Below are 11856 nucleotides of genomic sequence, written 5' to 3'. Positions count from 1 at the left end.
TCTGGGTGTAGCCGGAGATGTCGTAGCCGCCGTCTTTGAGGGGTGATTGGTAGATCGGCAGCAGCCATAGGCAGTCGATCCCGAGCCATTGCAGGTGGTCGAGTTTGTTGATCAGGCCGCGGAGGTCTCCGTAGCCGTCGCCGTTGGAATCGGCGAACCCTCGGACCGACACTTCGTAGAACACCGCCGTCTTGAACCAATGCGGCGTGCTCCGTGTGTGCGCCCCGTACGGATCGGGGACCGTCCGGGCGTCCGGCGGGCATGTCTCCGTCCCCAAGGCGGTGACCTGGTCGGACGTGGTGCGCGTGTCGTGCGTCGGCTGGCCGTGCATAGGTCACCCCGGGTGCGTTGGAGACATCTAGATCAGCGATTCCCCCCGTCCGCCGGAACGACGTTCGCGACCGGCAACCATCCGTCAAAGATTCAGTACAGAGCGTGACCGTCGCCGCCGCCTCCGCAGCCGAGCGCCCCGGGATGCTCCAGACCCCGCCGCCGGGGAGATCCCGCCGATTCCGCCGCCGCGGACGCTTCCGAACGCTTGCCGCGCGACGGTTGTGTCATGTCCGGGTTTTTAGATTCGTCGCTTTTTTCGCCGGAAGCCGCGGGTAGGTCGCTTCCAAGCTCAGAACCCGTCATCACGACGGGTTCTACTCAGTTCGGACGGAAAATCCGTTTCCGTCCCAAAAGCGATCGGAGGGACAGTGAAGCGCTGGGAGATGTCGCCATCGGTCGTACCGACGCGCGAGGACCTCGTGGCGCGGCTGCGCGTTCGCTTCGCCGACGTCCCGGCAGAGAACGTGCGCCGCTGCGTGGACGACCTGTGGTGCTGCTGCGCCCATCTCGGGGTGCGGCCCGAGGAGCGGATCATCGAACGGCTCGCGGCGTCCCGGCTGACGGGCGTCGTGCGGGGAGGCCGCCCGCCGTATCCGGACGCGCGGCGTCCGGACGCGCGGCCCGCGTCGAGTCCGCCCGGCTCCCACGCCTCCGCGGCCCGCGCCGCCGCGCCGCCGGTGCGGCGCGCCGGGCCGCCGTCGCCCGGGCCCGCCGACCTGTCCGCGCCGTGCCGGTCCGCCCGCGCGGCCACGAGAACCCCGATCGGGATGTGACGCATGAAGGACACGACCGTGCCGGGCCTGAGCATCGAGACCCGGCGAGGGTTCATCGTGCTCAGCCTGCCCGCGCAGATCAGCTGGCAGAACTACGCGGGGATCCGGGAGGGGGTGAGCAAGGCCCTGTCCCTCGCCGCCGAGTCCGGCGGCGGGCGGCGCCGCGGGGTGGTCGTCGACTTCGGCGACGCGGTGCTGCTGGACGCGGCCGGGCTCGTCCTGCTGGCCCGCGCCGAGACCCGGGCGCAGCTGCTCGGCTGCGCGCTGCGGACCGTGGTGCCCGCACCGGCCGCGCACGTGCGGCGGGCACTGCGGATCACCGGGCTGGCGCGGCTCGTCCCGGTCTTCCCGGACGTCGCGACGGCGACCGCCGAGCCCGTCCCCGCGCGCGGGCCGGGCGACGCCGACCCCTCGCACGTGCTGGACGCGATCCGCGCCCTGCACCCGGGGGACGCCGGTTTCACACCGCACCCGCTCGCGCCGTCCGAGCCGGCGACGCCGTCCGAGCTGACGATCACCACGTCCGCGGCCGATGACGGCGACCACACCGTGGTGCACCTTTCCGGCGTGCTGGACGAGGCCACGGTGCCGCGGCTCGGCGAGACGCTGACCACGATGGTCGAGGGCCGTAACCTGCGGCATCTCATGGTGCGGATGCACGAGCGGCTCGGCGTCCGCTGCGACCCGCTGCCGATCCTGCTCGGCATCCGCTGGCGCGTCGCGGCAGACGGCGGCTGCCTGTCGCTGCCCGCGCTGCCCGCCCGGCTCCGCGAGATCATCGACCGGGAGGGGCTCGGCTCGGTCTTCACCGGCTGCCGCACCGGCCAGGACCGTCGGCTCAGCGCCGAACCGGCCTGACTCAACTCCCGCTTCCATTCCCGTTTCCCCGCCGGACGCGCTTTCGCGCGGCACGGCTCTCACCGGCCCGCACACGTCCTTCGTCCGCTTGCTGGATCGTCAGGATGTGTGCGGGTTTGGTATGGGGGTCGAGATGGACGTAGTTGGCACCGGTCCAGGTGTAGACGGCGCCGTCGAGTTGGTCGGTGACGGTGTAGGGGTGGTCGGGGTCGTCGGGGAGCCCGAGGGCGGGCAGGTCGAGGTGGACGGTGGCTTCGCGTGCCTGGTGGGGGTTGAGGTTGATCACGGTGAGGACGACGTCGTCCAGGTGCCGTTTGGAGAAGGCCAGCAGCTCCGGCTGGTCCACATCGTGGAAATGCAGATTCCGGAGCTGCTGCAGCGCGGGGTGGGTGTTACGCAGGGTGTTCAACGTGGTGAGGAGTGGGGCGAGGGTGGTCGGGGTGTTCCAGTCGCGGGGGCGGTATTGGTATTTCTCTGAGTCGCGGTATTCCTCGCTGCCGGGGCGGACGGGGGTGTTCTCGCACAGTTCGTATCCGGTGTAGACGCCCCAGGAGGGTGAGAGGAGGGCGGCGAGGATGGCGCGGATCTGGAACGCGGCCCGCCCGCCGTGCTGCAAATACTCGGAGAGGATGTCGGGGGTGTTGGTGAAGCAGTTGGGCCGCATGTATGCCGCTGCCGGGCCTGCCAGTTCTTGGAAGTATTCGCGGAGTTCTTGGGGGGAGTTGCGCCAGGTGAAGTAGGTGTAGGACTGGTGGAAGCCGGTTTTGGCGAGGGTGTGCATCATGGCGGGGCGGGTGAAGGCTTCGGCGAGGAACAGGACGTCGGGGTCGGTGGTGTGGATGTCGGCCAGGAGTCGTTCCCAGAACGCGACGGGTTTGGTGTGGGGGTTGTCGACGCGGAAGATCCGCACCCCGTGGTCCATCCAATGGTGAATGATCCGGCGGACCTCGGTGTAGAGCCCATCGGGGTCGTCATCGAAGTTGAGCGGATAGATGTCCTGATACTTCTTCGGCGGATTCTCCGCATACGCGATCGTGCCGTCGGCGCGGGTGGTGAACCATTCGGGATGCTCGACCACCCACGGATGGTCGGGCGAGCACTGCAACGCCAGATCGAGCGCGACTTCCAACCCGTGGGAGCCTGCGTATTCGACGAAGGCGTCGAAGTCCTCCAATGTCCCGAGGTCGGGGTGGATGGCGTCGTGCCCACCCTCCGGCGAGCCGATCGCCCACGGGGAGCCCGGGTCGTAAGGACCTGCGTCCAGGGTGTTGTTGGGGCCTTTGCGGTGGGTGGTGCCGATGGGGTGGATGGGTGGCAGGTAGACCACGTCGAAACCCATGTCGGCGACCGCGGGGAGGCGTTTCATCGCGGTGCGGAAGGTCCCGGAGATGGGGCCGCGCCGCCCCATCGGATCCACCGTCGCACCCTCCGAGCGCGGGAAGAACTCATACCAGGCGCTGAACAGGGCTCGTTGCCGGTGCACGGCCAGGGGGTACCAGTCGCTGACGGTCAGCAGGTCACGCAGCGGATGACGGGTCAGCACGTCCAGGACGGCGGGGTCTTCGGCGGCGGCTAGGCGTTCGAGCGCGTCCTCTTCCCCGTCCGGCAGCAGGCGGACGAGGCGGGCGAGCACCCGCCGGTCCTTCGCGGGCAAGCCGTTCGCGGCTCGCGCGTACAGCAGGGATCCTTCGGTGAGCATGAGTTCGACGTCCTGCCCACGCGGCACCTTGATCCGCGCGTCATGCCGCCAATGCGCGATCGGATCGCCCCACGCCTCCACCCGAAACGACCACGAACCCACCCCGGTCGGCGTCACCCGCCCCGCCCACCGGTCCAACCCCGGCGCCACCTCCGCCATCACCTCACCCGGCAACTCCTCACCCTCCGGCGTCCGCAGCACCACCGCCGCGCCCAACCGCTCGTGCCCCTCCCGGAACACCGTCGCCGACACCTCGACCGTCTCCCCGACCACCGCCTTCGCAGGCCACCGCCCACACCCCACCACCGGCGCCACATCAAGGATCGGAACGCGACCGAGCTCGGCCTCCAGCTTCACCTGCATGTGCCCGCTTCCGCTCGTCGGCGCCGTCCCCGGCTTCGGTCGCAGACATCCATGCCCCGTCCGCAACCTCCCGCCGCCTCCGCCGCTGCAAGATCATGTAAAGAGATCACCCGCGGCCGCCATGCCCGGCGTGCCCTATGTCCGTGAGGTGCGGATCCGCCGATCCAAGCTGGTTTCTGGCACGGGCGCCCGTCAGCGGCGCGCGGCGGCGAGGGCCTCGCGGGCGGTCGCGACGTCGGGGGCGATGGCGACGCGGCGCTGCAGCCCGGCGACGTCCGACACCCGGCGGACGATGCCGCGCGGCGGCAGCACCACCCACATCGGCACGCCCAGCTCGGTCGCCCGCATCTGCGAGCGCGTGATCACATTCAGGCCGTTGGAGTCGCAGAACGTGCAGCCGGTCAGGTCGAGGATCAGGGCCGGGGCGCCGGAGTCGAGGAGCCGTACGGCCTGTTCGAGGACCGCCTCGCCGTTGCTCAGGTCGACCTCGTCCGGGAACGTCAGCGTCCCGCAGGTCGACGTGATCTCCACTCGCGCCACGCCCAGATCCATCGTCAGCCCCAAAACCGGTTCCCTCACCTCGAAGTGCACTGGGGGTTTCTCCCTGCGACTGTAAGCCGCGATCCTGGGAGGAACCTGAAAGGAACGGTCAAGTCTGGGACGTCGATCACCCAGCTCACCGGCCTCCCGGCGGGGTGCTTTGTCGCCGCAAACGCCTATATTTCCACCCACAGCTGCTAGGTTCCGGGAACAGCCGGGGCAGCGTGGCCGGGGGAGGCCGGAATGAGCTCGGACCCAGTCGTCATCGACGGCGGCGACCGCTCCTGCGTGCGCCTCCTCCTCGAACTGCGCGGGCACATCGCGGGCCTCGCGCCCGGCACGGTCATCCACCTGATCGCGAGCGACCCGGCCGCGCCCATCGACCTCCCCGCGTGGTGTCACCTGACCGGCCACGCCTACCTCGGCCCGGTGGACGGCGCCGAGCCGCCCACCTACGCGCTCCGGGTATCGGCGGACGCGCGTCCGACCTCGACCGAGTCGCCGTGGCGCCCGCGCTGAGCGCCACGCCGCCGAGACAAGGCCCGGCTACCGCTCCGGCTACCGCCCCGCCGACCGCTCGGACGCGGCCCGCACCGCCTCGGCCATGACCGTGTCGCCCTGCGCGCGGTATGCCGCCACGACGGCGTCCCGGTCGGCCTCCGGACGGTTCTGGCTCATCTTCGACTTCGCCTCGATCCGGGTGATGACGAGTTCGAGGCCCACGATGGCGCGCAACTGCCCGGCGATGAACGAGGACGGGGCGTCGTCCACCGACCAGGACGGCGTCCGGCCGTCCTCGTGCAATTCGGTGAGGCGGCGGACCATGGACTCCACCCACGCGGGATCGTCATGGACGACGAGACGCCCGTACACGTGCGCAGTGAGGTAGTTCCAGGTCGGCACGGCGCGGCCGTGCTCCGCCTTGGACGGGTACCACGACGGCGACACATAGGCGTCGGGCCCGTGCACGATGAGCAGCGACTCGCCGGACCCGGGCTCCCGCCACTGGTCGTTGTTGCGCGCCACGTGCGCCAGCATCGCGCCGTGCTCGCCCGCGGACGGGTCGTACAGGACGGGCAGGAACGTCGCCACCGGTCCGCGGGGGGTGACGGTGACGAGATCGGCCGCACCGCACCCGGCCAGCAGCTCCTTGACCTCCGTGTCGTCAGCGGAGAAATGCGCCGGTACGTACATGGTCGTGACACTACTCGACGATCTTTCGTCGGAGCCGCGTGCGAAGCTGGCCGGGTGAGCGCAGAAGAGGAGCGGGACGGGGTCCGCCTGACGAACCTCGACCAGGCCCTGTTCCCAGGGGCGGACGCCACCAAGCGAGACCTCGTCGACTACCTGGACGCCGTCGCCGACCGCGTCATCCCGCAGCTGGCCGACCGCCCGCTGTCGGTGAAGCGCGTGCTGCGCGGCCAGAAGCCGTTCATGCAGAAGAACGTGCCGAAGTACGCGCCGTCCTGGGTGGAGACGGTGACGGTGTGGGCGGAGACGTCGCAGCGCGAGGTGTCCTACGCGGTGTGCGGCGACCGCCGGACCCTGCTGTGGTTCGCGAACCAGCGCGCCGTCGAGTACCACCCGCCGCTCGTCCGCGCGGGCGCCTGGGAGACGCCGACCCACCTCGTCATGGACGTCGACCCTCCCGAGTCCGGCGGGTTCGACGTGGTCGTCCGCGCCGCCCATCTGGTGCGCCGCGCGCTCGACGACTGCGGCCTGTCCGGCGCGGTGAAGACGAGCGGCGCGAAGGGGGTGCACGTGTTCGTCCCGCTGGAGGCGCATCCCGCCGCCGACGTGGCCGCCGCCACCCGGGCGCTCGCCGCCCGCGCCGAGCGTCTCGACCCGGCGCTCGCCACGACTGCCTTCATCCGCGAGGACCGCGCCGGGAAGGTGTTCCTCGACTCGACGCGGGCCGCCGGGGCGACCGTCGTCGCCGCGTACAGCCCGCGCATCCGGCCGGGCACGCCGGTGTCGTTCCCCGTCCCGTGGGACGGGCTCGACGGTGTCGCGCCGTCCGACTTCACCGTCCGGAACGCCGCCGCGCTCGTCGCCGACCGCGATCCGTGGGCCGAGCTGATGCCCGAGCCGCAGCGCCTTCCGGACGACCTCATCGCGGAGGGGCACACGATCCCGATCGCCCGCGTCCAGGCCATGCACGAGGGGAAACGCCGGGCCCGTGCCCGCCGCGACGCCTCGTCCTAGGCGATCGCCCCGAAATTCGTCGCGCGATTCCCGATGAGTTTCGCGGGGACGCCCGGTCTGTTCTGGTGAAACGGCACCCGACAGCGGGAGGTAACGATGACCAGCGAGCGACTCACCACGTGCCTGTGGTTCGACGACCAGGCCGAGGAGGCGGCGAACCACTACGCCTCGATCTTCAAGGACGCGAAGGTCGGCGACGTCACGCGCGTCGGCCCGGGCATGCGCGGCGAGCCGGGCTCCGTGCTCACGGTCGAGTTCGAGATCAACGGGCAGAAGTTCGTCGGCCTGAACGGCGGGCCCCACTTCACGTTCAACGAGGCGGTCTCGTTCCAGGTCCACTGCGCCGACCAGGACGAGGTCGACTACTACTGGGACCGCCTCACCGAGGGCGGCGAGGAGTCCGAGTGCGGCTGGCTGAAGGACAAGTACGGCGTGTCCTGGCAGGTCGTCCCGACCGTGCTGTACGAGCTGATAAGCGACCCCGACCCGGCCAAGGCGGAGCGCGCCTCCAAGGAGATGCTCTCCACCCACGGCAAGCTCGACATCGCCCGGCTCCGCGCGGCCCACGCGGGCTGACGCGCCGCCCGCGCAGGCCGGGCGGATGGCTCCGCGTCAGCGGGGCGGATCGTCCGAGGTGTAGGCGGGCAGCGGGAGGCGCCGGTCGAGCAGGAAGGCCCGCAGGAGATCGGTGTAGACGGCGGGTCGATCGCCCGCGATGGCGTGACCGGCGCCTTTGACCATGACCAGCGTCGAGTCGGGGAGCGTCCGGCGGTAGTCGCGGGTCGCCGCCCACGCCACGTAGTCGCACTCGCCGCGCATGATCAGCGCCGGTACCCGGACCCGCCGCAGCGCGGGACGGGGATCCGGCACCTTCTCGAAGTCCCTGCTGGTGACCTGGTTGACGTAGAAGCCCTGCCGGTTCTCGTGGGGCGTCCGCGGCGGCGCGCCGGGGCAGGAGGAGACGTCCTTCAGCACGAGGCCGAGTTCGTGGAAGCGCTCGTCCGCCTCGCGGTCGCCGACCAGGGCGTGCGCGGCGTTCGGGTTGACGCCGAGGAGGAGGGCGGCGGCGAGCAGTCGCGGGGACGACGTCAGCTCGTCGTACCGTTTCTTCCGGGCCGGGCTGAGCCGCGTCGAAGGGTCGGCGTCGCCGTCCGGGAGGGCGGGAAGCCACAGGCCGCCGGGGGAGGTGAAGGCCACCTTGGCGACGTGATCGGGGTGGGCGGCCAGGTACTGGGCGGCGAGGGAGCCGCCCCAGGACTGCCCGACGATGATGATCTTCTCGGCGCCGATGGCGGCACGGATCGCGTCCAGGTCGGCGACGTGGCGCGCCACCGTGTAACCGGTCACGTCGGACAGGCGCGTGGACCGTCCGGCGCCGACCTGGTCGTAGGCGTACACGTCGAAGCCGCTCGCGGTGAGCGCGGAGCTCGCCGCCGGAAGTCCCTCGCCAGGGGTTCCGGGCCCCCCGTGCAGGAACACCACGGGCGTCGGCCTGGGCTCGCCGGTGGCCGGAGCGTGGACGTAGGCGATCCGCGAACCGGTCGGCAGGTTCCAGAACCGCACGCCCGCGGGCGGCGCGGCCATCGGGGCGAGGGACCCGGGCCGGAACACGGTCAGCGACGCGATCCCGGCCACGGCGGCGGTGAGAGCGGCGCCGAGCAGCAGCGCCGCGCCCCGCCTGCGCCGCACCCCGAGCAGCGCGAACGCCGCGAGCCCGAGCAGCAGCCCGGCGCCCGCGACGACCAGCAGCCCGACGACCGCGAGCAGCGGGACGTCGGCGGTGACGGCCGCGAGGCCGAAGAACCCCGCGACACCGGCGAGCGGGGCCGCCACCGCGGCGGCGAGGAGCAGGAGGGCGCCGGACACCCGGCGCAGCACGGTACGTGACATGCGCGCCACGCTAGAAGCGGGAAACGCACAGATCGCGGTACCGCAGACCCAATTGCGGGAGGCCCGATCCCCCCGGTTCGGGGGGCTCCACCCCGCCGTCCGGCGGATGCGGGACGGCCCCGGCGCGCGTCAGCGGATGCCGGGACGGACGAGGCCGCTCTCGTACGCGAAGATCGTCGCCTGCACCCGGTCGCGGACGCCGAGCTTCCCGAGCACGGCCGCGACGTGGTCCTTCACCGTCGCCGCGCTGATGCCGAGTTCGGCGGCCACCTCCACGTTGGTCAGGCCGCGCGCCACCTGGCGGAGCACCTCCGTCTCGCGGGGGGTGAGCGCCGCGAGCCGCTCGGCCTCGGCCGGGCCGGGCCCGCCCGCGAAGCGGCCGATCAGCCGCCCCGTCACGGCCGGGTCGAGCAGCGCGTCGCCGCGCGCGGCGAGCCGCACCGCGTCGATCACCCGCTCCGGGTCGGCGTCCTTCAGCAGGAACCCCGCCGCGCCCGCGCGCAGGGCGGCGAACACGTACTCGTCGAGATCGAACGTCGTCAGCACGACCACGCGGGTCGCGGGGACGTCGGCGGTGATCGTGGTGGTCGCGGCGAGGCCCCCGGCGCCGGGCATGCGGATGTCCATGAGCGCGACGTCGGGACGGAGCGAGGCGACGAGCGCCACGGCCGTCTCGGTGTCGCCCGCCTGGCCGACCACGGTCATGTCGGGCTCCGCCCCGACCATGGCGGCGATCCCCGCGCGCACCACGGCCTGGTCGTCGGCGATCACCACGCGGATCACGCGGGCACCGCGCCGGGCCCGGCCGGGCGGCCCGCACCGGTCGTCTCGATCAAGGGCGGGACACCTCCGGCAGCCATCCCCGTGCCGCGCCGTCGTCGGCGATCGTCAGCGTACCGCCGCAGGCGTCCGTCAGCGCGCGCAGCCGCCGCTCCGCCGCGGTGCCGCCCGGCGCCCGTCCGGACACGGTGACGCCCCGTCCGGAGAACGCGACCGTGACCGCGTCTCCGTCGGCGAGCAGCTCCCGCGCCACCTGGTACGCCGCGACCTCCAGGGCGGGCGGCAGCGGCCTGCGCTCCCCGGCGAACCGGACGGCGGCGCCGCGCCTGCCCGCCAGGGCGGCGATGCCGTCGACGGTCGGGGGCGGGTCGCCGCCGTCGTCCCGGGCCCGCAGGTCGGCCAGGAGTTCGCGGAGCGCCGCCAGCCCCGCCTTCGCCTCGATGCGGACGCCGTCGAGGCGGCCCGCGTCGGCTTCGTCGGCCGCGTTCCGCGTGTGCCGCCGCGCCGTCCGGCGCAGCCCGTCGGCGATCCGCCGCCGCTCTGCCGCCGCGGCTGCGGAGACCTCCCGGTCGAGCCGGGCGCGGTCCCGCGCGGCGACCGCGTCCCGCCGCCTCCGGCGCGCGGCGGTGTGCGCGCCGAGCGCCCAGACGGCGAAGCACGGGACCGCGAGCGCCGCCGCGAGGACCGCCCAGGCGGCCACGCGGTTCCCGGTGATGCCGTCGCCGCCGGCCAGGACCGCCCCGCCCACGGCCGCGACGGCGAGGGGAGCGGGCCAGGTCCGGCCGCCCGGACGGAAGGCGGCGACCGCGTAGACGAGCGCCAGCTCGACCCACCAGTACCAGAGGAACCCGTCGCTGAGGGGCGGGCCGGGCCAACCTGCCAGGTCGAGCCCCAGCCACACCAGGAGCGTCGCGAGCGCGATGGTCAGCGCGCCTCGCGGAGCACGCCTCCGCCACCAGAGCGGGAACGCGCGGACGGCGAACAGCAGCGCCAGCGACGTCCCGACAAGGGGTGACGAGAAGGGATCGGGGTCGTCTCCCGGCGGCAGCGCGGCGCCGAGGGACAGCGCGACCGCCAGCACGACCAGCACCGCGTCCAGCGCGGCCGGTCCGCGCCAGCCGCCCGGCCCGTCCAGGAACGCCGTGAGCCCGGCGCGTGGCCGTTCGTCCCGGTGCTCCGGGAGGCTCCCCGGCAAGGGGAATTCGGCGCGGACCGTCCAGCCGGTGCCGTCGGGGCCCGCCGAGAACGAACCTCCGAGGGATTGCGTGGCGGAGCGCAGCCCGGCCAGGCCGCGCCCCGTGCCGAGGCCGGGCGCGGCGGGAGGGCCGCCCATGTCGGTGACCGTGACGGTGAGGTTCCCGGCGGTCCCCTCGATCCGGACGCGGCGAGCGCCCGAGGCGTACCGGACGGCGTTCGTGAGGGCCTCGCGCACCACCCGGTGGGCCGCCGCGACGACGTCCGGCGGCGCGGCGGCGGCCGTGCGCCGGTAGTCGACGGACGGGTGCTCGGCGACCAGCGCGTCGATGTCGTCGAGGGTGACGGTCCCGGCGGTCTCGATGAGGCGGTCCAGCTCCGCCACCGCCTGCCTGGCCGCGCTCGCGGCATGGCGGGTCGCCTCCGCCGCCAGCTCCGGATCGGCGAGGCGGGCCGCCGCGCCCGCCGACACCACGATCCCGGTGAGCCGGTGCGCGGCCACGTCGTGGAGTTCGGCCATCAGCCGCTCGCGTTCGGCGTCGGCCGCGAACCTCGGCACGGCGGGCGCCCCGGCCCGGTAGGCGGCGAGCGCCGACCGGCCCGCCCGCCCGCGCCGCCGCGACCTCCCGAGGACCCAGAGCATCGCCGTGCCGCCCGCCGCGAGCAGCCCGGCGCCCGCCACCGTCCGCGGGGCCGCGCCCGCGACGGCGGCGGCCCCGGCGACGGACAGCGAGGTCACGGCGGCTCCGGCGGCGGCGAGCCCGGCCGTGCGGTGCACGGCGAGCGAGAGCAGCGCGATCACCAGGGCGAACGGCCATCCCACGGCGGCTCCGCCGCCGCACGCGGCGAGCAGCGCCGCCGCCAGCGCGCCGCCGAGGGCCCAGCCGGGCGCGATCCGGCGCGCCGCGAGCGATCCGGCGGCGAGGCCGGTGCCGAGCGCCGTGACCAGGACCGTCGCCGCCCCGGCGGTGAGGCCCGGAGATCCGAGGGCGAGGACCCGCGCGAGGGCGGACGACGCGCCGGGGACCGTCCAAACGAGCGCCTGCGCGACGACGACGGCCGCGGCCGGGAGCAGGTCTCGCGGGCCGGGCGTCGGCGTCCGGGCGGGCTCGGCGACGGCAGACCCTCGCCGTGGCCACTTCACGTTTCGCACCCTACTCGCGGCGTCGGTCAGCCCGAGCCCCCCGGCGGGGCACCGCCTGCGCGGCGGCGCCCCGCGCG

Annotated in this window: 12 protein-coding genes; 5 read left to right on the top strand and 7 right to left on the bottom strand. The window is 73.4% G+C overall.

Going from position 1 to position 11856, the window contains the following annotated elements:
- On the bottom strand, positions 1-331 hold a 331-nt coding region (locus FXF65_RS45700; protein ID WP_246199501.1), incomplete at its 3' end, for an alpha-amylase family glycosyl hydrolase.
- 385 nt (positions 332-716) lie between these two features.
- Between FXF65_RS45700 and FXF65_RS42755 the strand changes: the two genes are divergently transcribed.
- Together FXF65_RS42755 and FXF65_RS42750 are read left to right on the top strand one after the other, a co-directional pair.
- A complete protein-coding gene (locus FXF65_RS42755; protein ID WP_222869059.1) occupies positions 717-1106 on the top strand; it encodes a hypothetical protein in 390 nt (129 codons plus the stop codon).
- A gap of 3 nt (positions 1107-1109) precedes the next feature.
- Positions 1110-1964 (top strand): STAS domain-containing protein, encoded by an 855-nt coding sequence (locus FXF65_RS42750; protein WP_148356211.1) that lies wholly within the window; start codon positions 1110-1112, stop codon positions 1962-1964.
- A gap of 1 nt (position 1965) precedes the next feature.
- On the opposite strand, the gene FXF65_RS42745 is transcribed toward FXF65_RS42750, so the two are convergent.
- Both FXF65_RS42745 and FXF65_RS42740 read right to left on the bottom strand, forming a co-directional pair.
- The gene (locus FXF65_RS42745; RefSeq protein ID WP_148356210.1) at positions 1966-4026 is read right to left on the bottom strand and encodes an alpha-1,4-glucan--maltose-1-phosphate maltosyltransferase; all 2061 of its coding nucleotides are present in this window, start codon (positions 4024-4026) and stop codon (positions 1966-1968) included.
- Between the two features lie 192 nt (positions 4027-4218).
- Entirely contained in the window at positions 4219-4566 is a 348-nt protein-coding gene (locus FXF65_RS42740; RefSeq protein WP_222869058.1) for an STAS domain-containing protein, read from the bottom strand.
- Between the two features lie 243 nt (positions 4567-4809).
- Between FXF65_RS42740 and FXF65_RS42735 the strand changes: the two genes are divergently transcribed.
- Positions 4810-5085: a sulfurtransferase TusA family protein gene (locus FXF65_RS42735; protein WP_148356208.1), complete on the top strand. Its 276-nt coding sequence runs from the start codon at positions 4810-4812 to the stop codon at positions 5083-5085.
- Between the two features lie 39 nt (positions 5086-5124).
- Here FXF65_RS42735 and FXF65_RS42730 read toward each other — a convergent pair whose 3' ends face one another.
- Entirely contained in the window at positions 5125-5760 is a 636-nt protein-coding gene (locus FXF65_RS42730) for an FMN-binding negative transcriptional regulator (protein WP_148356207.1), read from the bottom strand.
- Between the two features lie 54 nt (positions 5761-5814).
- Between FXF65_RS42730 and FXF65_RS42725 the strand changes: the two genes are divergently transcribed.
- Both FXF65_RS42725 and FXF65_RS42720 read left to right on the top strand, forming a co-directional pair.
- Positions 5815-6771 (top strand): DNA polymerase domain-containing protein, encoded by a 957-nt coding sequence (locus FXF65_RS42725; protein ID WP_148356206.1) that lies wholly within the window; start codon positions 5815-5817, stop codon positions 6769-6771.
- Between the two features lie 96 nt (positions 6772-6867).
- On the top strand, positions 6868-7347 hold the full coding sequence (locus FXF65_RS42720) for a VOC family protein (protein ID WP_148356205.1): 480 nt from the start codon (positions 6868-6870) through the stop codon (positions 7345-7347).
- 36 nt (positions 7348-7383) lie between these two features.
- Here FXF65_RS42720 and FXF65_RS42715 read toward each other — a convergent pair whose 3' ends face one another.
- The 3 genes from FXF65_RS42715 to FXF65_RS42705 form a co-directional block, all read right to left on the bottom strand.
- Positions 7384-8661 carry an alpha/beta fold hydrolase gene (locus FXF65_RS42715; RefSeq protein WP_148356204.1) on the bottom strand — a complete coding sequence of 426 codons (1278 nt, stop codon included), beginning with the start codon at positions 8659-8661 and terminating at the stop codon, positions 7384-7386.
- A gap of 129 nt (positions 8662-8790) precedes the next feature.
- The gene (locus FXF65_RS42710; RefSeq protein WP_148356203.1) at positions 8791-9444 is read right to left on the bottom strand and encodes a response regulator; all 654 of its coding nucleotides are present in this window, start codon (positions 9442-9444) and stop codon (positions 8791-8793) included.
- A gap of 49 nt (positions 9445-9493) precedes the next feature.
- The gene (locus FXF65_RS42705; RefSeq protein ID WP_148356202.1) at positions 9494-11779 is read right to left on the bottom strand and encodes an ATP-binding protein; all 2286 of its coding nucleotides are present in this window, start codon (positions 11777-11779) and stop codon (positions 9494-9496) included.
- Positions 11780-11856 lie beyond the last annotated feature (77 nt).

The organism is Actinomadura syzygii (assembly GCF_008085905.1).
Taxonomy (GTDB): domain Bacteria; phylum Actinomycetota; class Actinomycetes; order Streptosporangiales; family Streptosporangiaceae; genus Spirillospora; species Spirillospora syzygii.
This window is presented reverse-complemented; position numbering and strand designations above follow the sequence as displayed.

Bases quoted from the DNA above. Each gene is read 5' to 3' on its own strand.
- FXF65_RS42755 (WP_222869059.1), top strand. From the start codon at position 717: ATGTCGCCATCGGTCGTACCGACGCGCGAGGACCTCGTGGCGCGGCTG.
- FXF65_RS42750 (WP_148356211.1), top strand. From the start codon at position 1,110: ATGAAGGACACGACCGTGCCGGGCCTGAGCATCGAGACCCGGCGAGGG.
- FXF65_RS42745 (WP_148356210.1), bottom strand. From the start codon at position 4,026: ATGCAGGTGAAGCTGGAGGCCGAGCTCGGTCGCGTTCCGATCCTTGAT.
- FXF65_RS42735 (WP_148356208.1), top strand. From the start codon at position 4,810: ATGAGCTCGGACCCAGTCGTCATCGACGGCGGCGACCGCTCCTGCGTG.
- FXF65_RS42730 (WP_148356207.1), bottom strand. From the start codon at position 5,760: ATGTACGTACCGGCGCATTTCTCCGCTGACGACACGGAGGTCAAGGAG.
- FXF65_RS42720 (WP_148356205.1), top strand. From the start codon at position 6,868: ATGACCAGCGAGCGACTCACCACGTGCCTGTGGTTCGACGACCAGGCC.
- FXF65_RS42715 (WP_148356204.1), bottom strand. From the start codon at position 8,661: ATGTCACGTACCGTGCTGCGCCGGGTGTCCGGCGCCCTCCTGCTCCTC.